The 23,645-nt window shown below is 43.0% G+C and carries 24 protein-coding genes and 1 tRNA gene; 7 read left to right on the top strand and 18 right to left on the bottom strand.

Annotated elements, in window-relative coordinates; all coding sequences use genetic code 11:
- Positions 1 to 83 precede the first annotated feature (83 nt).
- Positions 84 to 692, top strand: a complete 609-nt coding sequence (locus CIT02_RS05710; protein WP_292614847.1) for a TMEM175 family protein — start codon at positions 84 to 86, stop codon at positions 690 to 692.
- An 82-nt stretch (positions 693 to 774) separates the two neighbouring features.
- On the opposite strand, the gene CIT02_RS05705 is transcribed toward CIT02_RS05710, so the two are convergent.
- The 6 genes from CIT02_RS05705 to CIT02_RS05680 all read right to left on the bottom strand — a co-directional run bounded on the left by CIT02_RS05705 (position 775) and on the right by CIT02_RS05680 (position 3,847).
- The gene (locus CIT02_RS05705; RefSeq protein ID WP_292614845.1) at positions 775 to 1,239 is read right to left on the bottom strand and encodes a GyrI-like domain-containing protein; all 465 of its coding nucleotides are present in this window, start codon (positions 1,237 to 1,239) and stop codon (positions 775 to 777) included.
- A 187-nt stretch (positions 1,240 to 1,426) separates the two neighbouring features.
- Positions 1,427 to 2,131 (bottom strand): class I SAM-dependent methyltransferase, encoded by a 705-nt coding sequence (locus CIT02_RS05700; protein ID WP_292614843.1) that lies wholly within the window; start codon positions 2,129 to 2,131, stop codon positions 1,427 to 1,429.
- 87 nt (positions 2,132 to 2,218) lie between these two features.
- Positions 2,219 to 2,719 (bottom strand): CDP-alcohol phosphatidyltransferase family protein, encoded by a 501-nt coding sequence (locus tag CIT02_RS05695; protein ID WP_292614841.1) that lies wholly within the window; start codon positions 2,717 to 2,719, stop codon positions 2,219 to 2,221.
- 72 nt (positions 2,720 to 2,791) lie between these two features.
- The gene (locus CIT02_RS05690; protein ID WP_292614839.1) at positions 2,792 to 2,974 is read right to left on the bottom strand and encodes a hypothetical protein; all 183 of its coding nucleotides are present in this window, start codon (positions 2,972 to 2,974) and stop codon (positions 2,792 to 2,794) included.
- A complete protein-coding gene (locus tag CIT02_RS05685) occupies positions 2,952 to 3,326 on the bottom strand; it encodes a flavodoxin domain-containing protein (RefSeq protein WP_292614837.1) in 375 nt (124 codons plus the stop codon). Before CIT02_RS05685 ends, CIT02_RS05690 begins: the two co-directional genes overlap by 23 nt.
- 26 nt (positions 3,327 to 3,352) lie before the next feature.
- On the bottom strand, positions 3,353 to 3,847 hold the full coding sequence (locus tag CIT02_RS05680) for a MarR family winged helix-turn-helix transcriptional regulator (protein WP_292614835.1): 495 nt from the start codon (positions 3,845 to 3,847) through the stop codon (positions 3,353 to 3,355).
- 231 nt (positions 3,848 to 4,078) lie between these two features.
- Between CIT02_RS05680 and CIT02_RS05675 the strand changes: the two genes are divergently transcribed.
- Positions 4,079 to 6,088: a copper-translocating P-type ATPase gene (locus CIT02_RS05675; protein WP_292614833.1), complete on the top strand. Its 2,010-nt coding sequence runs from the start codon at positions 4,079 to 4,081 to the stop codon at positions 6,086 to 6,088.
- Positions 6,089 to 6,157: 69 nt separating this feature from the next.
- On the opposite strand, the gene CIT02_RS05670 is transcribed toward CIT02_RS05675, so the two are convergent.
- Entirely contained in the window at positions 6,158 to 7,588 is a 1,431-nt protein-coding gene (locus CIT02_RS05670; protein ID WP_292614832.1) for an RDD family protein, read from the bottom strand.
- Between the two features lie 275 nt (positions 7,589 to 7,863).
- A tRNA-Ser gene (locus tag CIT02_RS05665) sits at positions 7,864 to 7,947 on the bottom strand.
- A gap of 214 nt (positions 7,948 to 8,161) precedes the next feature.
- Between CIT02_RS05665 and CIT02_RS05660 the strand changes: the two genes are divergently transcribed.
- The gene (locus CIT02_RS05660) at positions 8,162 to 10,147 is read left to right on the top strand and encodes a cation-translocating P-type ATPase (protein ID WP_292614830.1); all 1,986 of its coding nucleotides are present in this window, start codon (positions 8,162 to 8,164) and stop codon (positions 10,145 to 10,147) included.
- Between the two features lie 46 nt (positions 10,148 to 10,193).
- On the opposite strand, the gene trpD is transcribed toward CIT02_RS05660, so the two are convergent.
- From trpD to trpE, 7 genes are read right to left on the bottom strand one after another with little or no spacing between them, the layout of a single operon-like run.
- Positions 10,194 to 11,243 carry an anthranilate phosphoribosyltransferase gene (gene trpD, locus CIT02_RS05655; protein ID WP_292614828.1) on the bottom strand — a complete coding sequence of 350 codons (1,050 nt, stop codon included), beginning with the start codon at positions 11,241 to 11,243 and terminating at the stop codon, positions 10,194 to 10,196.
- A gap of 4 nt (positions 11,244 to 11,247) precedes the next feature.
- Positions 11,248 to 12,078: a tryptophan synthase subunit alpha gene (trpA, locus tag CIT02_RS05650; protein WP_292614826.1), complete on the bottom strand. Its 831-nt coding sequence runs from the start codon at positions 12,076 to 12,078 to the stop codon at positions 11,248 to 11,250.
- A complete protein-coding gene (trpB, locus tag CIT02_RS05645; protein WP_292614825.1) occupies positions 12,075 to 13,256 on the bottom strand; it encodes a tryptophan synthase subunit beta in 1,182 nt (393 codons plus the stop codon). The genes trpA and trpB overlap by 4 nt, the downstream gene beginning before the upstream one ends.
- Entirely contained in the window at positions 13,256 to 13,966 is a 711-nt protein-coding gene (locus CIT02_RS05640; RefSeq protein WP_292614823.1) for a phosphoribosylanthranilate isomerase, read from the bottom strand. The genes trpB and CIT02_RS05640 overlap by 1 nt, the downstream gene beginning before the upstream one ends.
- Before the next feature lie 15 nt (positions 13,967 to 13,981).
- Positions 13,982 to 14,803 (bottom strand): indole-3-glycerol phosphate synthase TrpC, encoded by an 822-nt coding sequence (gene trpC / locus CIT02_RS05635; RefSeq protein ID WP_292614821.1) that lies wholly within the window; start codon positions 14,801 to 14,803, stop codon positions 13,982 to 13,984.
- A complete protein-coding gene (locus tag CIT02_RS05630; protein WP_292614819.1) occupies positions 14,800 to 15,378 on the bottom strand; it encodes an aminodeoxychorismate/anthranilate synthase component II in 579 nt (192 codons plus the stop codon). Before CIT02_RS05630 ends, trpC begins: the two co-directional genes overlap by 4 nt.
- Positions 15,375 to 16,745, bottom strand: a complete 1,371-nt coding sequence (gene trpE / locus CIT02_RS05625) for an anthranilate synthase component I family protein (protein ID WP_394340422.1) — start codon at positions 16,743 to 16,745, stop codon at positions 15,375 to 15,377. The genes CIT02_RS05630 and trpE overlap by 4 nt, the downstream gene beginning before the upstream one ends.
- 225 nt (positions 16,746 to 16,970) lie before the next feature.
- Here trpE and CIT02_RS05620 point away from each other — a divergent pair, with 225 nt between their 5' ends.
- Entirely contained in the window at positions 16,971 to 17,474 is a 504-nt protein-coding gene (locus tag CIT02_RS05620) for an amino acid-binding protein (RefSeq protein WP_292614815.1), read from the top strand.
- A gap of 127 nt (positions 17,475 to 17,601) precedes the next feature.
- Here the strand turns inward: CIT02_RS05620 and CIT02_RS05615 are convergent, their stop codons facing one another.
- Positions 17,602 to 17,853, bottom strand: a complete 252-nt coding sequence (locus CIT02_RS05615) for a HypC/HybG/HupF family hydrogenase formation chaperone (RefSeq protein ID WP_292614813.1) — start codon at positions 17,851 to 17,853, stop codon at positions 17,602 to 17,604.
- Between the two features lie 205 nt (positions 17,854 to 18,058).
- Here CIT02_RS05615 and CIT02_RS05610 point away from each other — a divergent pair, with 205 nt between their 5' ends.
- Positions 18,059 to 19,357, top strand: a complete 1,299-nt coding sequence (locus CIT02_RS05610) for an NAD(P)/FAD-dependent oxidoreductase (RefSeq protein ID WP_292614811.1) — start codon at positions 18,059 to 18,061, stop codon at positions 19,355 to 19,357.
- A gap of 21 nt (positions 19,358 to 19,378) precedes the next feature.
- Here the strand turns inward: CIT02_RS05610 and CIT02_RS05605 are convergent, their stop codons facing one another.
- Together CIT02_RS05605 and CIT02_RS05600 are read right to left on the bottom strand one after the other, a co-directional pair.
- Positions 19,379 to 20,428, bottom strand: coding sequence for a glycosyltransferase (locus CIT02_RS05605; protein WP_292614809.1), 1,050 nt, complete (start codon positions 20,426 to 20,428; stop codon positions 19,379 to 19,381).
- Between the two features lie 153 nt (positions 20,429 to 20,581).
- On the bottom strand, positions 20,582 to 21,394 hold the full coding sequence (locus tag CIT02_RS05600; RefSeq protein WP_292614807.1) for a TrmB family transcriptional regulator: 813 nt from the start codon (positions 21,392 to 21,394) through the stop codon (positions 20,582 to 20,584).
- A 171-nt stretch (positions 21,395 to 21,565) separates the two neighbouring features.
- Here CIT02_RS05600 and CIT02_RS05595 point away from each other — a divergent pair, with 171 nt between their 5' ends.
- Complete coding sequence (locus CIT02_RS05595) at positions 21,566 to 22,324, top strand: ABC transporter ATP-binding protein (protein ID WP_292614805.1); 759 nt, start codon at positions 21,566 to 21,568, stop codon at positions 22,322 to 22,324.
- Positions 22,321 to 23,460 (top strand): ABC transporter permease, encoded by a 1,140-nt coding sequence (locus CIT02_RS05590; RefSeq protein ID WP_292614803.1) that lies wholly within the window; start codon positions 22,321 to 22,323, stop codon positions 23,458 to 23,460. The genes CIT02_RS05595 and CIT02_RS05590 overlap by 4 nt, the downstream gene beginning before the upstream one ends.
- The last annotated feature ends 185 nt before the right edge of the window (positions 23,461 to 23,645 follow it).

The raw sequence follows: 23,645 nt of genomic DNA, 5'->3' as shown, positions 1-23,645 counted from the left end.
TGCTGCATTAAAAAGGCAAAACATATTTTTTCATCTATCTCATCCCATAATTATATCCGGAAGTGTAAATAAACCATATTGTAATGAGAACTCATTCGGATTCAATAAATAACTGGGTTACCACCAGTCGTATTGAAACACTGGTGGATGGTATATTTGCCATTGCCATGACCTTACTGGTTTTAAGCATAGGAGTACCCGACATGTCTTCTGCATTGACTGAAGGGGCATTCCTACACCAATTATGGCTGTTATGGCCTAAGTTGTTAAGTTATGCACTCAGTTTCTGGATACTGGCGGGGTTCTGGCGAGTTAACCACCAGCAGTTTTTCTTTATTAAACGTTCCGACACCAATTTGATCACTATAAACGTTTTTTGGTTACTTTTTATAGCCATGGTGCCCTTTTCCACCGAGATAATAGGAACATTCGGCCAATATTTCAGTGCCAGTGTGATATTCCAGTTGAACCTGTTTTTTGCCGGAGTTCTGTATTGTGTAAACTGGATTTATGCCGTCCGTAAAGGATTGGTGGATGAAAACATGGATGAATCATCCAAAAAGCAGATTACCCGGATCAGCATGATTTTACCGGTTTTATCAATAATAGCTCTTCTTTTATCTTACTATTTCTTTGCCTGGGCTAACCTGGTCTATTTAGCCAGTCCCCTGGCCAAGAAATTGATCCAGTAAAAAAAAAAACTCTCACTAAGAAATTGTAACGGGGAGATTGTATATAGTGAGATTTTTGGTTATTTTTTTTGAAAACCCTTGCTTATTGTATTTTCACCACTGGAAACTGGATTTCAGTTAACAGTTCACTTTCTGCTACCTCATCTGGGCTGTTTAAATAACTTTCCAGGGGAGCACCCGCAATCTGGTATCCTTCTTTCTGGGTGTATTCGATTAAATCCATGTAAACTGATGATGCCTCACCATAAGGGCCCTGGAAAACAGTGGAAACAGCTTGGTGTTCGGGGATGGTTTTAATATGAATATTCTCTGTTCCTTCTTTTAATTTACCGGTAAATGCAGCTCCAACCTCCCAGTCCAGTTCTTCTTCGCTAACTTCGTGGGGACTGTTGTAGTAGGTACCGTAAATGGGCATCTGTATTTCCACGTCCTGGGTCATGAGCCAGCCCACCACCTTCCCCAGAACCTCGGGGATCTGGGTATAGCTACCTTTCTGGTGTATGAATGCTACTTGGTACTGGGGTATTGTTTTTATTTCAATTGCCATAGTTAAACAACTCCATTTTTTTTCATTGTGAATTAATATAAATTATGAAATAGAGATTAATATGTAATTTTGCCAAGGGCAGTTGAAAAGTATTTTTGGGCACCTACCTCTTTTTGCTATTATTATTCTAAAAAAATTAGCGAACTCCTATGGAGTAATCAAATGTTTTCACCTAATTTAACTCCCATCAGAGTTTAGAGCACACATATCCCACGAAATTACCTGAATCCACATTTTTTTGGTCAATTGAAAATCCTGATCCTTCCAGTAAACCTTCCATAATCCAATCATAGGTGCTGAATTCGTCTTTGATATGTATCTCTGTTTCACGGGCCATGGAATCCCCGGCAACACTTCCCATATCAGTTATAAATTTATCCAAAGCCTTTTCATGCTCATGAACAGGGAAGGTAAACACCACATCAAAAAGATAGAGCTTACCACCAGGTTTTAAGATGTCCGCCATTTGAAGTAGTGCCACTGACTTCCAGAAGTCAGGGAGGTGGTGGAGAGCAGCCATGGTTATGATCTTATCTACAGCATCATCCTCATGTTCATAACTTAAGAATCCGGCACAATGAGTTTCAACATTATTAATACCCTGTTTCCTGGCATTTTCCTCCAGAACATCCATCATTTTCTGGGATATATCAACACCAATGACTTTCCGACAATATTTAGCTAGATTCAGGGCAATTCCTCCAGTACCACAGCCAAAATCTAGTACAGTGTCTTGGGGTGTAATCCCCAACATCCGAACAATCTCCTGAGCTTCTTCCGGGAAGTTTCTGAACTTCTGATGCTCTTCATTGTATCCCTGGGCTATTTTCGGATCTAAATAATCCACTCCTGCCTGTTTTTCAGCGTAGTACCATTTTGGATTGCTTTTCATGTTACACTCTCTTTTATCTGAATAATGGTTAATTAGTCCTATTATTTTTCTTACCTAAATTATTTATTTATCCAAAAGCTTTTAACCTTAATTTTTCGCTATGAACACAGAAAAACGGCTGATTACAGAAACCAGGCAGAGGATAAGTAACAGGATAAGTAGAATTTGTCTTACCAGTATTTCCGGGGATAGAATTGATAAAAAAATCATCACCATTAAATATGCTCCTAAGTACTTTCCCACCGGGTCGTAAACAGGTTTTTTAAGCCCGGAGGTCCCAATGAACATACAGAACATGATAATGATCAGCAGGAGAACCAGGGGATCGTACCAGTCATTGATGGTGTATGCCAGGAAACAGGCCAGAATAAAGATGAAATCTGATATCACATCAAGGTAGGCACCAATATCTGAGGTTGCACCGATTTTACGGGCAATATAGCCATCCATAGCATCTGTTACGCCGGTGAAGATAATTATCATCAGGGAAACCAGGTACAAACCGCTGGTGAATGTGTAAATAAAGATTGGGGCAACTATAATCCGGATTGCACTTAAAAAATTGGGAATATGGGATTTTAAAGTCATTTTAATCCCTTCTTATGGATTTAATCTAAACTAATAAGTGTATGATCTTTTTGTGGAGTACACTCAATCTATTTAATCCCGGGATAACCCTCGTGCCCAATCCCTTATCTCATCCCAATCGCGGTAATCGTGGCGTTTGCTACTATCTATTCCCTTTTTTTCCAGATCCTTTTTAATAAAACTCGTGGTAAGTTTGTACATTAATCCGTGTTTGGCTTCAGGGTCGTAAACACTACCAAAGAGTCCAGTGGCCACTGGGGGGGTTCACCAGGTTATTTGCTGCCACGGCATCCAGGTACTTTTCCTGACCCTCGGGTCTGCTTTTTTCTTCATTTGCCGCACCACAACTGACAAAGAGGGCAACTTTCTGGGTGGCCAGGGTTTCTTTGTTATTTTGTAGGAATTTAAGTGCCTTATTGGTCCATTTGCCCATTTTTATACCACTTCCCACCACTACCAGATCGTAGGTGGAGACATCAATGTCTTTAATACTCCGGGCATTTACCAGATCAGTTTCATTCCCCTCTTCTTTTATAACACGAGCTATTTCCTCAGCTATTTCCTCAGCTGTCCCATATCTTGTTCCGTATACAACCAATGCCTTCATTTTTATCCTTCCTTTAACTTATTTAATCATTTTTTAGTATTTTCATACAGATTTGCCGATATTTTTTCCAGTTTACTCACAATTTCAAACAGATCTTTGATTTCATCATCATCCACACCGGCAAATAGTGAAGTAATATCTTTCACATCTTGGGGCCCTCTTTTCTCCCAGAAATCATGGCATTCTTCTGTAGCATTCAAACGCAGTATACGTCGGTTATGGGGGTCACGTTCGATTTTTAAGAATCCTCTATCTTCAAGACGTGTGGCCAGCTGTTTGACATTCTGGTGGGTGGTGCTCAGGGCATTGGCTACTTCCTGCATGGAAGGAGGACTCTCGAAGGCCGTTACCATGATGATCATCATCAGCCACTGCTTGGTAGTTATCTGGTCCGGGGCCAGTAATCTGCCAATAACATAGCTCCACCTCTGCTGTACCAGGAATAAAACCAACAGGATATATTTTTCCATTTCCAGTCTTTCTGCATTATATTCTGCCTTAATAAGTTCTGAATCTCTCATTATTCTCAGCTCAAGGGGATAGGGTGACCTATACTTGCAAGACTATGCCATTGAATTATAACTATTATTTTTTTTACTTATTTTTTTACTACCTACTGGTAATATATTACATATTTAGGTAATATATTACCTAATATGGGATGTACTTTATCAAGTTTGCGGTTTACAAACAAAAAAACCATAAGATCTGCTGATCATAAAATTTACCTAAGACATATAGGGGGTGCGTCAATGGAACATTCTCATTCAGACCATGAAATGGAACATGAAATGAAGAGTAAACACGACGGTCATGATCATCACCATATGATCGCTGATTTTAAACGGCGTTTTTGGGTATGTCTGGTTTTAACTATTCCTATTATATTTTTAACACCGCACATACAGCATATTCTGGGTATCAAAGGCTTCCTTGCCTTTTATGGAGATAATTATGTTTTGTTCTTTTTATCCTCAGTGGTGTACTTTTACGGTGGTTATCCCTTCTTTAAAGGCATGTACCGCGAATTAAAGTCACGAATGCCGGGGATGATGACCCTGGTGGCGGTGGCCATTACCACGGCTTATATCTACAGTAGTGCTGTGGTCTTGGGACTTAAAGGTGAAATCTTTTTCCTGGAACTGGTTACCCTGATTGATATCATGCTCCTGGGCCACTGGCTGGAAATGCGTTCGGTTAGGGGTGCATCCCGGGCACTGGAGGAACTGGTAAAACTCTTACCTTCCTCCGCCCATAAAATAATGCCTGATGGGGAGACCATGGACATTCCCCGGGACCAGCTGGAGGTGGGTGATCAGATTCTGGTTAAACCCGGGGAGAAAATCCCGGCAGATGGTCAGATCATCCAGGGTGAGACCAGTATCAATGAATCCATGCTCACCGGTGAATCACAGCCAGTCTATAAACAGGTGGGGGATGAGGTTATTGGGGGTTCCATAAACGGGGATGGCTCTCTTGAATTGGAGATAATGAAAACCGGGAAGGATTCATTTTTATCCCAGGTTATAAACCTGGTGGAAGAGGCCCAGTCCAGTCAATCCAGAACACAGAATCTGGCGGACCGCTTTGCCATGTACCTGACACTGATAGCACTTACCGGAGGTTTCATAACCCTGGTCACCTGGATGGTACTAACTGGGCAGGATCTGGCCTTTTCCCTGGAAAGAGCAGTGACGGTGATGGTAACCACCTGTCCCCATGCACTGGGGCTGGCCATACCTCTGGTAGTGGCTGTTTCCACGGCATTATCTGCCAGTAACGGATTGTTAATTAGAAACAGGACCGCTTTTGAAAAAGCCCGTAACATAGATGCCATAATCTTCGATAAAACCGGTACCCTGACCCAGGGAGAGTTTGGAGTTACCCGGATCATAGCCCTGGATGATGATTTTAATCAGGAGGAAATTATGAAGTACGCTGCATCCTTGGAGTCCCATTCAGAACATCCCATTGCCCGGGGAGTGGCTGCAGAGTTAACTGACCACTTACCGGTAAAAAACTTCAGATCAATCCCTGGAAAAGGTGTAGAAGGGATGATCCAGGGGAAAATAGTGAAAATTGTAAGTTCTGGATATTTAACTGAGTTAGGTTTTAGACTGGATGATACTCAGGTTGATGAATTATTATCTCAGGGTAAAACCACAGTTTTTGTAATTATCAATGGACAGCTCAAGGGGGTAATTGCTCTGGCTGACATCATCCGTCCGGAATCCAAGGAAACTGTTTCCAGGTTCAAAAAAATGGGTGTTAAGTGCCTCATGATAACCGGGGATAAACAGGAAGTAGCAGAATGGGTTTCCACAGAACTGGGCCTTGATCAATACTTTGCCGAGGTTTTACCGGAAGATAAAGCCAGGAAAGTTAAAGAAATACAGAAAGAAGGTTTTACCGTGGCCATGACTGGTGATGGTATCAACGATGCCCCTGCCCTGGCCCAAGCTGACGTGGGAATAGCTATTGGAGCAGGGACGGATGTGGCGGTGGAAACTGCAGACATAGTACTGGTGCGCAGCGACCCCCTGGATGCCCTCTACATAATTCAACTGGCCCGTTCCACCTACCGGAAGATGGTGGAAAACCTGGTTTGGGGTGCCGGTTACAACATATTCGCCATTCCCCTGGCTGCAGGAGTCCTATCCGCCTATGGTATTATTCTAACTCCAGCCATGGGGGCAGTGTTAATGTCGGCCAGTACCATCATTGTGGCGGTCAACTCCCGGTTTTTGAAGGTGGAAAAATGATCATTCTAATTTAGGTTATTAAAACTTTTTCAAGATATTCTTTTCAAGATTTAATACCTATTCTCAAAGTTAACCCCATATTACTATGGTTTCGGCGGCCATATCTCCCATTCTCTGTTTTTCATCTGATTTTGCACTTACTATTAAACCCATTAAACCCGGTAAAATAAAGGGAAACAGGTCAGCAATCAACATAACATTCCTTAAAATACTCTGACGGTAACTAATTGGTTTTAGAGTGTATTCATCAACAACCCTCAACCCGGTTATCATTTTTCCCACGGTTTTCCCGGTTTTTTCCATTAAAACCAGGTAAACAAAAAATATTAGTGTAGAAAGGATGATCCAGACACCGGAGGCTAATCCTGGGCTGAAAGAATAGGGGTTTAGGTAAACCATTAGGAAAATCACCGCCATTAACACCAGGGACACTATGGTTAGGAGAGTAAGATCAATTAGAAAAGCCAAAACCTTGCGGGGAGTGGAAGCATACTCTATAAGTAAGGGTTCTCCGCATTCCCGGCAGTAGTTGGCTATTTCTGGGTTGATGGTTTTACAGTTAACACATTGGATTTCCATTGCCACTGGATAAGGATCACTCAACCGCCAGTGGGTTTTAAATATTAACGACAGTTTGTCTTTTTTTCTCCAGAATACTAAGGCTAAGAGGATGAAGGGTAGGATGAAGTAGGGTACACCCAGTGATGTTCCAGTTCCAGAGGTTAACAGGGAGGGATAGTCACCTAAAAAGCTCAGACCGTTTCCTAAAGAAGTAATAAGTATGTTGTTAGCTATGTGGGCGCCAATGGCAGTTTCCAGTCCGTTTTCTCCCAGGGTGATGATGCCCAGCACCATTCCCAATATGAACATGTTAAATACTGATGATAATCCACTGGCAAAAGTCTGTCCATTCCCTAAATGGCCTATTGCAAACAGAACTGAAGTTGCAAAAATTGCTATTAATGGTTTGCGTGTTAAAAGTCCAATTCCCTGTAGGAGATATCCTCTGAAGAATATCTCTTCAAAGGAGGCCTGTATGGGGAATATAATCAGGCTCAATAGAAGTAATATAAAAAATGACCAGTTAAATGTCAGATTAACGGGTGTGGGACTTAACAGAACATCCACCATCAGGGAAAATCCTAAAATAATCGACCATAAGCTGGCACCCTTTAACATCCTCTTCCAGTTGAACTGGGAATTCGTGGTAATCATGTCCAGAAGCTTTTTTCCCTGGATTAGGCGGGAACAAGCGTAAAAAAGTGCAAAGGCCAGGGCATAATAAATCCCTAAAAATACCAGAATAACCAGTGGATTATCTCTTATCCAGGTTTCGGCATTAATTTTTGTATCAAATGGATAACTGAAGATAAGCACGGGGATTAGCATTATTAAAAGGAGCAGTATAGGGCCTATCCAGGTAATGATAAGATTCAGAAGATATCTCCACCACTGGTTTTTACCCAGATAGGCGTTGTCTAAAAAGGTTATTCTTTCCATGATACCATAAACCAATTCATCTTTACGGGATATAACTGTTTAATAAGGGATTTAAGGACTTATTAATATGTTATTAAATTGAATCCAGCACAGCGTGTCCTAAGTATATGTCTCATAATATAGAACACATTGTAATATTCATTTAATATATATTAATATTTTGATAGTGTGGATCAGTATTTTTAGGGGATACTCTTGGGGAGAAATGTGAAAAAATAGGCATATATCCTTAAATTCATTTTTAAAAATTAGAACTGGACTTAATTAAATTGTAGCGCCGGGACTGGGATTTGAACCCAGGGTGAGCACTGCTCATAGGATTTCGAATCCTACGCCTTACCTGACTAGACTATCCCGGCAATTGCACTACTTAAGTTGAACCCGCTCCCCATTAATATTTTTGGTTCTGGCAAACTTTTGGTTCTGGTAAATCCCAAAATTATATATACTCAATTGAACAGCTATTCATATGAACATATATTGTAGAATCTTCGTGTTCCCTCAACTTGATTCCAACACAAAAATGGATTCAAAAAAAATCACCAAGTTAACCAGTATATAGGGGAATTTTCTATGTCCAAAGATCAAGATAATCAACAGTGTAAAGCGGATCAAAACTCGTCTGAAATGTGTACCTGCTGCGGGGGAGATGTTTTCCAAGAAAAAGAACCATTATGGAAACAAAAATCCCTAAAAATCATCGTAACCTCGGCCATAATTTTTGCCCTGGGGATAGTGCTGGAGAATCTACTGGGCCAGGGGATACTGGCCGAGGTTGCCTTCCTGGCTGTGGTGGCCATTGCTGGATTTGAAATAATTCAAAGCGCGTTTAAAGGATTGTTAAAGCTCAGATTCAACATGAGTTTCTTAATAACCATTGCTGCTGCCGGGGCATTCCTCATTGGTCATGGTGAAGAGGGTGCGGCAGTTATGTTTCTGTTCTATGTGGCCGAGTTTTTAGAGGACTATGCCAGTGAAAGAGCACGTAGCTCAATAGCAGCCCTGCTTAAATTGGCACCTGAAACCGCCCATGTTGTTAGAAATGGCCGAGAAATTGAAATACATACTCATGCCGTGGACCTGGAGGAGAAAGTGGTAGTTCGTGCTGGTGACAAGATACCTCTAGATGGATTGGTGGTCAAAGGACAATCCGCAGTGGATCAGTCTCCCCTAACTGGGGAGAGCATGCCCGTCACCAAAAAAGATGGTGACGAAGTTTTTGCCGGCACCATCAACCGTGAGGGCTACCTGGAAATTAAGGTGTCCCGTAAATCAGATGAAACTGTTATATCCCGAATAATAGAACTGGTTCGCCAGTCCAAAGATAAAAAATCCAAAACAGAAGCCTTTATTGATAGATTCGCCACTTACTACACTCCCAGCGTTATTCTGGTTGCGGTAACCGTGGCGGTGGTACCACCGTTTTTCCTGGGAATGTCCTTTGAGGAATGGTTCTACCGTGCCCTGGTTTTACTGGTGGTGTCCTGTCCCTGTGCTCTGGCCATTTCTACCCCCGTTTCCATGGTTTCCGGGATAACTGCAGCTACAAGAAAGGGTGTTCTCATAAAAGGTGGAGAATATGTGGAGGAAATGAAAAATGTGAAGGCCATGGTCTTTGACAAAACCGGGACATTAACGGAGGGACTCCTGGAAGTAGCAGAGATAGTTCCCTTCAATGGTAATTCCCAACATGATATCTTGCAACTGGCGGCTTCCCTGGAACTACATTCCAAGCATCCCCTGGCCAAAGCCATAGTCAAAAAGGCAGAAGATGAAAATATCCAACTGAAAGACGTTACCAACTTTAAATCCACGGCTGGTGCTGGATTAAAGGGCGAAATTCATGGAGAAATATTTTATTTAGGGAATATGACATTTATTAAGCAGTTAAATCCTTTAAAGGGCGAAGATATTCTGGGTAAAGAGGTCCGGGAAAAATTAAAAGAATATGATTCAGAGGGTAAAACCACGGTTCTCCTGGGAAAAGGACAGGAAATTATGGGATTAATAGTTCTCATGGATCGCATCAGGGATAGTGCCCTGGAGACAGTTACCTTCCTTAAAAAGAATGGAATTAAGACCATCATGCTCACTGGAGATAACGAGGGTACTGCCTGCCGGGTGGCCACCCAGTTAGGTCTGGATGAATACCACCATAGCTTACTACCGGAAGATAAGGTGAATAAGATTAATGAACTGGCACAACAACATGGAAATGTGGCCATGGTGGGAGACGGAGTTAATGATGCTCCTGCACTGGCAAAAGCCAATATAGGAATTGCTATGGGTGCAGTTGGTTCAGATGTGGCCATTGAAACCGCAGATGTGGCACTGATGCACGATGATCTATCCCAACTGGAATATCTGGTGAAACTGAGCAGAAAAACCATGGGGGTGGTCCAGCAGAATGTGGCCCTCTCCATTATGGTTAAAAGTTCCTTTGCCCTTTTTGCAGTTCTGGGGGTGATTACCCTGTGGATGGCAGTGGGTATTGGGGATATGGGCCTCAGCCTGGCAGTTATACTGAATGCTCTTAGAATTGGTGTGGCTAAGGTATAGTAATCTTATTTAGCACTTCAAATCATAAAAAAAATGAAATTTCAGTTTAACTGCTGTTGCTGGCCTGGATAAATTCCTGAAGTTTTGCTTTAGCCCTTCCATTCATCACCATTTCCCGGGCAATTTTCATTCCCTCTTTAAAATCACCTGTTTTTCCTGCCAGGAAAAGAATTGCACTGGCATTGGCCAGACATATGTTCATTCTGGCCTTTTCACCAGGAGTGTTATCTTTTCCATCCAGAACATCCCCAGCAATCTGCAGGTTTTCTTCCAGGGTATCCCGAGCCATAATCAGTTGTTTGTCAACGGGTTCCAGACCGAAATCTTCTGGATAAAGATCAAAAACATTAATCTGCCCTTCCTCCAGGATAGCCACATGGGTTCGGCCAATAATAGATATTTCATCCAGTGCCGGTTGGTTATCTTCATCAAAGCCATGCACTACCATGGCTCGTTTAACCCCTAAATTTTTAAGAACATTGGCCACGGTTTCCACGTATTCTGGGTCGAAAACACCCATAAGGTGAATTTCTGGATTTGCAGGAGAAGTTAATGGTCCCAAAAGGTTGAAAACAGTTCTTATCCCCAGTTTTCTGCGTACGCTCATCACGTGTTTGGTTGCTGGGTGGAAGTTGGGGGCGAACATGAAGCCCATACCTGATTTTTCCAGGCAGCTTTCCACGCTGGAGGCATCACCATTGATATTAACTCCCATTGCTTCCAGAATATCCGCACCACCACATTTGCTACTTATAGCACGGTTTCCATGTTTGGCAATGGGTACTCCAGCAGCAGCGGCAATTAGTGTGGCTATGGTACTCACATTAAAGGTCTTGAACCGGTCTCCTCCTGTACCACAGGTATCCACCATGGCATCATCTAAATTAGGGTGGACTTTGATGGAAACTTCACGCATGGCCTTGACAAAACCGGTTATTTCGACAGGATCCTCACCTTTGGTGGTTAGTGCCGCCAGAAATGCTGCCATATCCACATCACTGGCATCGCCACTCACCATTTCCATCATACAATTGTAGGCCTCATCTTCACTCAGATTATGCCCGGAAACTACTTTATTCAAACACTCGGCAATCATTTAACTAAAACCTCAATCTATTTTTTTTAGTTGCTTCCTTGAGTTTTTGGCAGAATTCTGCGATTTTCCTCTTCATAGTCTCCTTATCCTGGAGATTTTCAGTTATTATGTCCAGTATGGCGCTGGCCACAATAGCTCCATCTGCCCCGGCACTGATCACGTTAGTAACATGTTCTGGTTTGGAAATACCAAAACCAACACTTAACGGCAGGTCAGTGTGGCTTCTCACTCGCTTTATGAGGTCCACGGTACTGGTCTGTAGATCTCCCCGGGCGCCGGTGACACCCATAACGGCCACCACATACAAAAATCCCTCACAAAGATTGGAAATTTTTTCTAAGCGTTCATTACTGGTGGTTTGGGCAGCCATGAACACCTGTTGAACTCCATACTTTTTAGAGGCAGTAATTGCGTCTTTAGATTCTTCAAGGGGTAAATCTGCTGCTAAAATAGCGTTAACTCCACTTTCGTAGGCAGTTTTATAGAACTGGTCAACACCCATCTGGTAAATCAGGTTGTAGTACACCAGCAGGCCAATGGGTATGGAAGTGAATTCTCTGATCTTTCGGATGAATTCAAATCCCTTCTGGGTGGTCATGCCTGCCTGAAGTGCCCTTAAATCTGCTTCCTGGACGGTGGGACCGTCAGCAACCGGGTCACTGAAGGCAAATCCTATCTCCAGGGCATCGGCACCATTTTCCACAAAGGTTCTCACGATCTCCAGGGAGGTATCAAAGTCCGGGTCTCCAGCCACGATAAAAGGAATGAATCCTCCCTCATTTTTGGATTTAACCCGTATGAACATCTCCTGATAACTTTCAGGTTTAAAACTCATACTTCCACCCCCATTTCACTGGCAACCAGGAACATATCCTTGTCCCCTCGTCCGGAAAGGTTAACCACAATGGTTTTACCCTTATTTTCAGGCATTTTAGCATATTTCTCAGCATAAGCCACGGCGTGGGAGCTTTCAAGAGCGGGAATAATGCCTTCATATCGGGATAATAGTTCAAAACCACGAAGTGCCTCTTTATCAGTCACCGCTACATAGTTTGCCCTTCCACTGCTGTGGAGGTAGGCGTGTTCTGGACCCACTCCAGGGTAATCCAGGCCAGCCGATACTGAATGGGCTTCGGATATCTGTCCATCGTTATTTTGAAGAACGAAGGAAAATGATCCGTGGAGTATTCCCTCGGTACCTTTACATAAGGTTGCACCGGTCCGGGGGGTTTTGATTCCATCTCCTCCTCCTTCCACTCCAATGAGTTCAACTGCCTCATCATTCACGAATCCGGAAAAGATTCCTATGGAGTTACTACCTCCACCAACACAGGCGATAACTGCATCAGGAAGTTCACCCTCTTTTTCCAGTATTTCAGCCCTGGTCTCTCTACCGATGATGCTCTGGAAGTGTTTAACCATGGTGGGGTAAGGATGGGGGCCCATGGTAGTACCAATCAGGTAGTGGGTGTTTTCCACACTGGAAGTCCAGTCCCGGAAAGCATCATTTATGGCATCTTTGAGGGTTCTTGAACCAGCATCAACTGGTAATACCTTAGCTCCAGAAAGTTCCATCCTCAGAACATTCAATTTCTGTCTTTCCACATCGTTTGATCCCATGTAAACTTCTACCGGAATTCCCAGCAGGGATCCCACTACTGCCGTGGCAATACCATGTTGACCAGCACCAGTTTCAGCGATCAGCCTGGTTTTACCCATATACTTAGCTAAGAGTCCCTGTCCAATTGTATTATTTATTTTATGCGCCCCAGTATGCAACATATCCTCCCTTTTAAGGTAGATTTTGCATCCTAATTTTTCTGAAAGGTTACGGGCATAGTACAGGGCAGTGGGCCGTCCTGCAAATTCTTTCAGGTAATAATCCAGTTCTTGGTTGAATTCTTTATCATCTTTGTATTTCAGGAAAGCCTTTTCTAACTCCTCCAGGGCAGGTATAAGGAGTTCTGGAACGAATATCCCCCCATATTTGCCAAATTTTCCATTATTTATCATTAAATCACCTTAATCTCCATTAAATCATTAATTTTGGCCATGTTTTTAACTCCAGGTTCATCTTCGACTCCGGAGTTTACATCTACAAAGTCAAAAAAGTTATCCAGAGTTTTTAGTTCATTTTCGATCCTGTTTTTATTCATTCCTCCGGCAAGGAAGAGTTTCAAATCAGGATTACATTTTTTTGCTATTTTTGCAGCTTCTGTAGCAGTTTCAAGTGGGATCTGCCTTCCAGTTCCACCGGTTTTCCCTTCAATTTCCGAGTCAAAAAGAAGACCATCACAGACCCGGGTAAAATCCTGAATTTCCCTAATTTTTTGGAAATTTATTTTTTTGGGTAATCCTATGACTCTAATAACTGTTAAATCACTTTTATATTTTTTAACCGGATCAATGCATTTGTTCGGTTCGTTTTTAGTTTGATAATGCATTTTTAACTTAATTATATCCTCAGCTAAAAGTGAATGAAGTTGCACTTTCATTAAACCTGTTTTTTCTATTTTTTCCTGAGCATCCTCCATATTTTCCGGTTCAATTACAAGCACCGCCTTTTCCTGGTCCTTCATGGATGATGTTAAATCCTTTATCTTCTGGGTTTTAACCAGTCGTTTGGATCTTTCAATATTTATAAACCCAATTAAATCTGCACCTGCGTTTTCACAGGTTAAAAGGTCTTTATTTCGGCGTATTCCGCAGATTTTAATGTTCATATTCCTAACCTTTACCTAAACCTGGAAATTTCCAGTAGTTACAGGGTTATCTCCAGATATTATGGGATTACCTGCATTTACCAGTTCTTTAACCTTTTTGTGGATGTTGGGGGAGGTCATGATGCTGCTTCCCACTAAAATAGCGTTTACTCCAAATTGAGATAGGAATTTGACATCCTCCGGGGTTTTCACTCCACTTTCTGACACCAGGGTAATGTTGGAGGGGATGAAACTGGTTAATTTTCCTGTTCTTCTCAGATCAATGGTGAAATCATTGAAATCACGATTATTTACTCCAATTATTTCAGCCCCTGCTTTGATGGCTATTTCTATTTCCTCACGGGTTTTGCATTCCACCAGGGCGTCCAGATCCAGGTAGTTACAAAGTGCGATCCCTTCATGAAGATCAGGATATACACCAGCCATTAAAAGAACAGCACTGGCACCATAGGCCCGGGCCTCGTAGATCTGATAGGGATCCAGGATGAAATCTTTACGAAGCAGGGGGAGTCTGGTTATTTTACAGGCCAGCTTCAAGTTATCAATGTTACTATTGAAGAATGATTCTTCAGTCAGTACACTAACTGCACTGGCTCCTCCCTCTTCAAACTGTGGAATCACATCTCCCACTGTTAGCTGACTGATTTCACCAAGGGATGGAGATGCCGGTTTGTATTCACAGATAATAGAAACCTCGTCTTCTTTATTTAATGATTTTTTAAAGTCAGTTCGAAGTTTAACCCGTTTTATGTTTTCTTTCAACTCAGAAAGGGGTTGATATTTTTTCCTTATCTCCAGTACCCTTTGCCTTTCCGTGATTATGTCCGTAAATTTCATGAGAACTCCATCTCCAAAAAGTTTTTCATGATCCTCCGGCCTTCGGTGGTCCCCACGGACTCTGGATGAAATTGGAGGCCAAATATGGGATAATCCTGATGTTTAATGGCCATTATCATTCCATCATCAGTTTCAGCCAGTATATCCATGGAGGGAGGGGTACTATCCCTTTTACAAACCAGAGAATGGTATCTAGCTGCCTGCAGGGGACTTTCAACCCCCTTAAACATGCCTGTATTCTGGTGATATATCATGGTCTGTTTCCCGTGGACGGGTTCAGTCCGGGTGATTTCACCACCAAATGCACTAAAAATTCCCTGATGCCCTAGACAGACACCTAATACTGGAACTTCCTGTCCCATCTCCAGTATGGTTTCTCTGCTAACTCCGAAATCCCTCTCGTTTTCCGGGTTCCCGGGACCGGGAGATATTATGATACGTTCAGGTTGCAGGGTTTTGATTTCTTCTATGGTTATTTCATCGTTTCTAAAAACACGAATATCCTCTTCAAATTCTCCCACCAGTTGATAAAGGTTGTAGGTGAAAGAATCGTAGTTATCAATTATGAGAATCATTTAGCCTCACCTGCCATGTTCAATGCACTCAGAAGTGCCTGGGCTTTATTTTCACATTCATGGTACTCGGTGGTGGGAACTGAGTCATGGACTATACCGGCCCCGGCTTGAATCTTTCCATGGTCTCCGTCACAGACCAGGGTCCTTATGGTAATGGCAAAATCAGCATTCCCATTTAAGGAAAAATAACCCACTGCCCCGGCGTATGGTCCACGGGGTATTCCTTCTAACTGGTTTATTATTTCCATAGCTCGTATTTTGGGGGCTCCGCTTAGTGTGCCTGCCGGGAAGATGGAGGCAAATGCATCCACGGCATTTTTGTCCTTCTGCAGTTTTCCCATCACCTGGGAGACGATGTGCTGTACATGGGAAAATTTTTTAACCGTCATGTACTGGGGCACGTGTACTGAACCGAATTCACTCACCCGGCCGATGTCGTTACGGGCCAGGTCAACCAGCATCAAATGTTCGGCTTTTTCCTTTTCATCCGCCAGAAGTTCCCTCTCCAGTTCCTGATCCTGCTGGGGGTTGGTGCCCCGTTTTCGGGTTCCGGCTATGGGATAGGTTTCAATATCCCTTCCTTCCACCCTCATCAGCATTTCCGGACTGGAGCCAATGATTTCCCTTTCACCCAACTTCAGATGGTACATGTAAGGGGAGGGGTTGATGTTGCGGAGAGTTTCATAGAAAGAAAGTCTATTCCCCTTAATAACATATTCACGAGCGTTTGAAATAACGCATTGGAATATTTCACCAGCTTTTATCAATTCTTTAGTATCTAAAACCATTTTTTGGTACTTATCCTGTGAAAAGTGGTGGTTTTCTTCCTGGAAAGTGAGACATTTCTCTTCCAGGTCTCCAGTATCAATTTCTCTGATCTCTTCCAACCGGTTTTCACCCAGTGTCACGTATTCACACTTGTTCTGGAGCCGGTCGAAGATCACCGCGTCCAGGAAGAGTCCAAATTCATAGTCAGGGAATCTTCCCTCCTGTACCTGCACCGGTTCAAAGTACTTCACGGCCTCGTAGGAGACGTATCCCACCAGTCCTCCTTGGAATCCCTTTTTATTGCTTCCAGTTCCAATGAGATCCTTTATCTGGTTGAAGGGGTTGGGTGTTTCAATTTCTTCGGTCCCATCTTCCTTTATGATTTCAAGAATTCCATGGTGAGCCTTGAGGGTTGCTACCGGGTTGAATCCCAGAACTGAGTACCGGGCCAGTCCACTGTCACTTTCCATGGACTCCAGTAGGAAACTGCTGGGATATTTGCTGTATATTTTTTTAAACAGTTCAAAAGGAGCATCGAAGTCAATTGTAGTTCTTTTTGCTTCTTTATTTTTCAAATTATATTCGCCAAAAACATTCACTGCCTTGCATTGTTTTCACCTTTCTTCTGTCATTGTTATACTTTATTGTACTATTTAAACCTTTAGAGTACAGATATGTACATAAAACTAATTATATGGGCAATGCCAAATCATGAATAGTTGCTGTCATGGATTAGAGGTATCTATCCAGAAATTGAAAAGGGATGTAAGTAGTTTAATCTGTAATAATAATGTAAGGGCGCAAAATGGCAAGGTGATTAGTTAATGTGGGACCGTATTAAACATAAATTCGAGAAATTCCCCGCTAGAATGGGAGTTGCCCGAAAAATCGTGGAGTTAGGGCTTAGAGTAGGTCCGAATGGGAAGATCTACTGTGGTGATGTAGAGATAAGTGATGTGGCCCTTGCCCGGGGAACTGGTGTTGACCGCAGGTCCATCCGCTCCACAGTGGAGGTTATAATGGAAGACCCTGAACTGTCATCCGTATTTGCCAATATATTCCCGGCCGGAGCACTCCTGAAAAACGTGGCCAGTGATTTAGGGTTTGGAGTGGTGGAAGTGGAAGCACAGGCGGGCACACCGGGGATACTGGCCAAAGCCACCCAGTTAATATCACAAGAGAATATAAGCATTAGACAGGCCCATGCTGGAGACCCTGAACTAGAAGAAAACCCTAAATTAACCATAATCACCGAAAAACCAGTTAAGGGGGAAATGATCCAGAAGTTTCTGGACATACCGGGGGTTAAAAGGGTGTCAATTTATTAAAAAATCCCTTAAAGATCCCATTTTTTACCGAGATCCTTTTAATAGTAGGTATTCCTTTAAAAATCAGATATAAAGAGTTAATAAAAAACTAAAATTAAAAATAGAAGATGATTTAGGGGTGAATCATCTACTGGTTGTTTTCTTTTTCGGTGCCTTCTTCATCCATAATTTTTAAAAGCTCACCCCAAGCTTCCAGGGATTCCTGAGCCTCCTGATCGGATAAAACTTCTATTGCATATCCGGAATGAACCAGAACGTAACGGCCAACGTCGACATCACTGACTAAGTCCAGCTTAGCCTGTTGCCTTACTCCACCAAAATCTACAGTAGCCACATTATCTTTAATTTCCACTATCTGGGCTGGTGCTGCTATACACACAATTTTCACCTTTTAAATTTATTTAAATAGTTAATACAGTTATTTTTAATTGGATTGAATCTTTAGGGAAATAGTATTAAACCCAGTACTCTTTACAATACCGGGAATAATTTCAGTTATTTATAGATAATCATCACCATATAAATATCTTGGGAATGTTCAAGTCAAAAAAATAATTAAAACAGTATCTCTAGGGGTTTAGAAAATGAAAATGGTAATTATTGGAGGAGGACCAGCCGGTCGCAGCGCAGCAATGGAAGCAGCACAACTGGATGCAGAAGTCACCCTGATTGAAAAGGAACATGTGGGTGGGACCTGTCTCCACGAGGGATGTATGGTGGTTTGCGGCTTCAACGATGTGGTAAGGTTTCACGAGGACTCGAAAAATTACCAGAAACTGGGTATAATCTCCCAGGAACACTCCATTGATTACTCGGAAGTGACCCGGGGGATAAAACAGATCACCGGGAAAATAGCAAATATTTTAAAACACGAAACCCAGCAAACCGGGGCAGAATTGGTAATGGGCGAAGCAACCATCAGGGAGGGGATGGTGGAAGTTAATGGAGATGAGTACCCCTACGACAAACTCTTAATCGCCACTGGCTCCCGGCCGTTTATACCTCCAGTTCCGGGTGTGGCACACGCTTCAACCTATAAAAATGTTCTGGATTGGAAAGAAATTCCTCCAAACCTTAACATAGTGGGGAGTGGAGTGATTGCCACCGAATTTGCAGGTATATTCTCCTCACTGGGCAGTAAAGTTAAAATACTATGCCGCAACCAGTTTTTAAGCAACATTGATCCAGAATTTAGGGATTACATTGTAAAACACCTTCTCCCGGGTGTCCAAATCCAGGAAAATGTGCAGGTACAGGAAATAACACCCGAAGGAGCATCAACATCTCAGGGTCCTGTGGAAGGGAAGGTATTTTTGGCCACAGGCATGATTCCTAATTCGGAAATAGTGGATGGTATGGTAGAAATCGGTTCTAAAAAAGAAATTGTAGTCAATGAACAGATGAAAACCACTAATCCTTCAATTTACGCAGCAGGAGATGTGGTGGGCACCGTGGGTAACACTCCGGTGGCCCGTAGGGAAGGGGTGATCGCAGCCAGGAACGCCTGTGACGTATCAGCTACCATGGACTACCGTCTGATACCCCAATCCATAACCCTGTACTATCCAGTCAGTTTCATTGATTCAGGTGTAGAAAACTCAGAAGATGAATTCGATGTCCGTATCCGTGGTTCTGCCGGCCCGGGATCATTTTGGCATGCCCTGGATGGGGAAACCGGGTTCACCAAAATATCATCAGACCTTGAAACCAGTGAAATAACCCGGGTATCGTCAATTTCTCCGGCATCTCGCACCAGCATTCCTTATCTGGCCAAGATGGTGAAAGATGGTTATAAAACCGCAGATTTTGATGATTTTATTGAAACTCATCCTTCAACTGATGCTATTTACAAATTACTCCATTTTCTGTCGAAATATGGATAGAATCAAAATTATATTAAATGTTCATTCATTTTTCATTTTATCATATATAATGCGAGCTATGTTATCGGAAGCATTCAAAACATCTGCACTGTATTTAAGGGCGTTTTCCTTCAGTTCATCCAGTCTATTAAACGACTCCCTGGTAACCGGGACTATGTCTTCCAGCTGGCTTTCCAGCACTGCTCCCTTAAAAATCTCGGCCAGATTATGATAACGTCCGTATTTAACTCCTAAAAGAGCGATGATAGGTAACTGGCAGGCGATAGCTTCCTGGATCATCATACCATCATCGGTGAGCACCGCCAGATCCACCACTTTATAGAGGTCCCGGATCCAGTCAATGTACTCCAGGTACATGATGTTATCCTCTTTAAGGAGGTCCCGGTATTCTTCTTCCAGGGGTGCTCCAACCACCAGGATATTGGCATCAATACCACTTTTACCCAGTGCTGCTGCTCCTCGAGCCATTTTTTCAAACAATGTGGAGCCGGAGGATAAGAGAATGGTGGGGCGGGTTTCATCAAATTCTGGGGGTAGTAATTCCAGTGCCTTTTCCTTATCTCCCACTACTATGGTGGGATCCACTGGAGAATAAGCTTTATGAATGTTTTCATCATTTAAGTCCATCTGGAAAAGGTTGGATTCGGGAAGAGCCACTGTGGTGGTTATTTTAGTACACACCTTGGCATCGGTAGGGGTTATTAGAATACCTACCGAAGGAACTCCGGCCATCTTGGCCCCTAAACATCCTACCACGGCTCCCCCTCCAATTACACCTACTACTACGTGGGGATGCACTTTTCTTATGAGGCGAGCTGCTTCTACTGCTGCTTTGGATGTTTTAACCGCAGCCTTGGCCAGTGTTTTTTTGGTGGCAGCGTGGCCTCCGGCCTGGGGAATACTGATCCGGTGCCAGGGCAGGTTATGTTTTTTCAACAGTAAACCCGGTGCACTGTGATCCAGTGCAAATTCACAATCAACATCGTACTTTTCAAGAGCACGGGCTATATTAAGGGCGGTAACTGCATCCCCGCCAATTCCTCTTCCGGTAACTACAAACAGTGCTTTCATTTAAAAAACCATTTACTATTATTTTAAACTTATGAGAAGATTTATGCATTTTTAGATTTTAGTCAGGTTGGGATTCCTAAGGATATAATTCTCAGTAAATTTGTCCCCTGATTTATAAATTTTTATTTTTTTTCATCCTAGATAATACTACCCCTATTTATCATTTAAAGACCTTTGGTGATGGAAAGCCTGACTGAAAAAGTCCATGTTCCATATGAAATCATAGATCCCGGTTATGGTATCTACAAACTCGGCATACTGGTTCCATATACCTATGGCAGTACTAGAAAGAGCCACCTCTCCCGATAATTTGCAGAAAGCTATCAACATCTCCTGTCTATCTCTAACTACCAGTTTTATGTAAGGAACTGGGAAAAACTTGATATCCACCGGCAACTCTTCCAGGATCTTCATGGTGGGAACTTCCACATCATCGGTCTTACAGGCCGGTGAAGTCAGTATCCTGGTGTTAACCCCCCTCTTAAAGCTTTTTTGAAGAGGTTCTTTAAGTTTCAGAGGTTCATCCGGAAACATGAGCCCACCCATTATGAATAAGGATTCTTTAGCTCGGGAAATGATTTCCAGTTCCTTTTTCACTATCTTATCTGGCCCGTGGAGAATCCAGATGGGAGCCGGAACCTGGGGGATCTGATTTTCGTAGATCACGTTCAACTCGGCCTCAGCACGTTCCATTTTCATTTTCATTTCCTTTCTATTCCTTTCAAAAATTTCGTGGGGAGGAACCACCGTGAAGCACAGGGGTTTTCCCTTCCCTATTTCCAGAAAACCCTTACTGGCCAGGCTTTTAAGGATACTGTAGATTCTGGATCGGGGGACCTGTGATGCCTGGCTGATCTCAGTTGCAGTTCCAGATATTAAAGAATTTAAAGCCACATAAGTCCTGGTTTCATAGTCAGTGAGTCCTAAATTCTGCAATGCTTCCAGTGTTTCTCTACTTACCACCATGGATTTCACCTGAGATTGATTATTAAACTATTGTTTCATTTTATACTACTTTAGTGACAAAACATATAAAAGTTGGCTAAGTAAGATCACTAACCGCAGGATGACACTCTAAATAGTTTTACAACCAGCATAACATTCTAACACTCTAAAATTTGGGTAAAGGAGGAAAATATGAATCAACAAAGTGAACTGGCCATAGAAACAAGGGGGCTCAGCAAACAGTATGGAAACTTCACCGCAGTTAATCATCTGGATCTGAAAGTGAAAAAAGGAGAAATCTATGGTCTTTTAGGCCCCAATGGTGCGGGAAAAACCACTCTTATTAAAATGCTGTGCAGCATTCTACATTCTACCAGTGGAGATGCCCGGATTCTGGGAGAAGAGATACCCGATGGAAATGTAGTCCCCCGTATTGGGTACATGCCCCAGGAAACTGGTGTTTACATGGGACTTACCGTGGATCAGAACCTCAAATTCTACGGGAGGGTATTCAACCTGGATAAGGAGGAAATGGAAAAAAGAGAGGATGAACTTTTAAAATTCGTGGCCCTGGAGGACTGGAAACATGAAATGGTGGAGAACCTCAGTGGAGGGATGAAACACCGGGTTTCCTTAGCCTGCACCCTCATACACCAGCCGGAGTTACTGTTTCTGGATGAACCCACCGTAGGGGTTGATCCCGAGCTGAGGGTATCCTTCTGGAACTACTTCTACCAGTTACGCCAAAGAGGGGTAACCATCCTCCTCACCACTCATTACATGGACGAAGCCCGTAACTGTGACCGCATAGGCTTCATGCAGCACGGTCACCTCATAGCCGAGGATACCCCCTCAAAACTCCTGGAAGAAAGTAGAACTGATTCCCTGGAGGATGCCTTCCTGATGTTCTCCCGGAGTGATAAAAAATCAGGGGATGGGGTGTTAAAATGAAATTTTATCGTATAATGGCGGTTAGCCGCCGTGTATTCCGTGACGTGGTCAATGACAAGCGTAGTCTGGCCATGCTGTTTCTGGCCCCCATCTTTGCCATGTGTGTCTTTGGACTGGCTTTCAGTGGTGATGTGGAAGATGTGAATGTGGTAATTGTCAACCAGGACCAGGGATACACCCCACCTCTGGGAAACACCACCTACCTCTCCCAGACCATAATCTCTCACCTGGACACCAAGGTCTTGAATATCCAGACCATGGATAATGTGGAACAGGCCCGCCAGCAGGTTATGGATGGTAAAACATCAGCGGTGATCATATTCCCGGAGAATTTCACCCGGAACGCCCTAGTGGCCACCAAAAATGCATCCTCGGGAAGCAGTGCCGAGATCATAATTCAGGGTGATGACACCATTCCCAACATTAAAAATGCCATACTTAAATCAGTCAGTGATGCCATTACCGAAACCATGTCTGAGGAAGGGGTGAATTCACCACTTAAAGTTACCTCTGAACCCATTTATGGTCAGGATGCCGAGTTCATTGATTTCTTTGTACCGGGGATTCTGGCCTTCGTGGTTTACCTCCTCACCACCATCCTAACCCTCATCACCTTTGTGGGGGAGAGGACCAGCGGCACCCTGGAACGTGTACTGGCCAGCCCGGTTACTGAGGGAGAAGTGGTGACTGGTTATGCTATTACCTTCGGTACCCTGGGTGTTATACAGGTAACAATACTCCTGGTGATTGCCCTGGTGGTATTTAATATAATAGTGGTGGGAAACGTGCTCCTGGCCTTCCTGGCAGTTGCTATACTGGCCATCACCTGCCAGGCACTGGGAATACTCCTATCCAGTCTGGCTAAACGGCCAGAACAGGCCATACAATTTTTCCCCTTTGTGGTGCTGCCAGCATTCCTCCTTTCAGGAGTATTCTGGCCAATACAGGCAATACCTGAATGGTTAAGGCCCTTTTCTTACTTGGTACCTCCCACCTATGCCGTGGATGCCTGCCGGGCAGTGATGCTCAAGGGTTGGGGTCTGGAAAAGATTTGGCCTGATCTAGCTGCCCTGGTAATATTTGCCATACTGTTCCTGGGCCTGGCTGTATGGTCCCTGAAACGAGGGAAGAAATAATTCAGAATCCTTTATTTCATTTATTTTTAATTTTCTTTATTTTTAATTTCCTTTGAAAAGGCAAATCTGGTTAAGATAAGTCTGGAAGTGGTAATTACGGGAATATTAACTCATTAAATCAAAAACAGGCTAATTAAATCCAAAAAAATAAGGTAAGGGGATATTTTCATATCCCAATTTTGTTT

It is taken from the genome of Methanobacterium sp. BAmetb5, from assembly GCF_003491305.1.
In the GTDB taxonomy this organism is placed as follows: Archaea; Methanobacteriota; Methanobacteria; order Methanobacteriales; family Methanobacteriaceae; genus Methanobacterium.
This window is presented reverse-complemented; position numbering and strand designations above follow the sequence as displayed.

Bases quoted from the DNA above. Each gene is read 5' to 3' on its own strand.
- CIT02_RS05595 (WP_292614805.1), top strand. From the start codon at position 21,566: ATGAATCAACAAAGTGAACTGGCCATAGAAACAAGGGGGCTCAGCAAA.
- trpB (WP_292614825.1), bottom strand. From the start codon at position 13,256: ATGATAAATAATGGAAAATTTGGCAAATATGGGGGGATATTCGTTCCA.
- CIT02_RS05695 (WP_292614841.1), bottom strand. From the start codon at position 2,719: ATGACTTTAAAATCCCATATTCCCAATTTTTTAAGTGCAATCCGGATT.
- CIT02_RS05605 (WP_292614809.1), bottom strand. From the start codon at position 20,428: ATGAAAGCACTGTTTGTAGTTACCGGAAGAGGAATTGGCGGGGATGCA.
- CIT02_RS05670 (WP_292614832.1), bottom strand. From the start codon at position 7,588: ATGGAAAGAATAACCTTTTTAGACAACGCCTATCTGGGTAAAAACCAG.
- CIT02_RS05700 (WP_292614843.1), bottom strand. From the start codon at position 2,131: ATGAAAAGCAATCCAAAATGGTACTACGCTGAAAAACAGGCAGGAGTG.
- CIT02_RS05630 (WP_292614819.1), bottom strand. From the start codon at position 15,378: ATGATTCTCATAATTGATAACTACGATTCTTTCACCTACAACCTTTAT.
- CIT02_RS05710 (WP_292614847.1), top strand. From the start codon at position 84: ATGAGAACTCATTCGGATTCAATAAATAACTGGGTTACCACCAGTCGT.
- trpA (WP_292614826.1), bottom strand. From the start codon at position 12,078: ATGAGTTTTAAACCTGAAAGTTATCAGGAGATGTTCATACGGGTTAAA.
- CIT02_RS05620 (WP_292614815.1), top strand. From the start codon at position 16,971: ATGTGGGACCGTATTAAACATAAATTCGAGAAATTCCCCGCTAGAATG.
- trpC (WP_292614821.1), bottom strand. From the start codon at position 14,803: ATGAAATTTACGGACATAATCACGGAAAGGCAAAGGGTACTGGAGATA.
- CIT02_RS05705 (WP_292614845.1), bottom strand. From the start codon at position 1,239: ATGGCAATTGAAATAAAAACAATACCCCAGTACCAAGTAGCATTCATA.
- CIT02_RS05680 (WP_292614835.1), bottom strand. From the start codon at position 3,847: ATGAGAGATTCAGAACTTATTAAGGCAGAATATAATGCAGAAAGACTG.
- CIT02_RS05610 (WP_292614811.1), top strand. From the start codon at position 18,059: ATGAAAATGGTAATTATTGGAGGAGGACCAGCCGGTCGCAGCGCAGCA.
- CIT02_RS05660 (WP_292614830.1), top strand. From the start codon at position 8,162: ATGTCCAAAGATCAAGATAATCAACAGTGTAAAGCGGATCAAAACTCG.
- CIT02_RS05590 (WP_292614803.1), top strand. From the start codon at position 22,321: ATGAAATTTTATCGTATAATGGCGGTTAGCCGCCGTGTATTCCGTGAC.
- CIT02_RS05685 (WP_292614837.1), bottom strand. From the start codon at position 3,326: ATGAAGGCATTGGTTGTATACGGAACAAGATATGGGACAGCTGAGGAA.
- trpD (WP_292614828.1), bottom strand. From the start codon at position 11,243: ATGATTGCCGAGTGTTTGAATAAAGTAGTTTCCGGGCATAATCTGAGT.
- CIT02_RS05640 (WP_292614823.1), bottom strand. From the start codon at position 13,966: ATGAACATTAAAATCTGCGGAATACGCCGAAATAAAGACCTTTTAACC.
- CIT02_RS05675 (WP_292614833.1), top strand. From the start codon at position 4,079: ATGGAACATTCTCATTCAGACCATGAAATGGAACATGAAATGAAGAGT.
- CIT02_RS05600 (WP_292614807.1), bottom strand. From the start codon at position 21,394: ATGGTGGTAAGTAGAGAAACACTGGAAGCATTGCAGAATTTAGGACTC.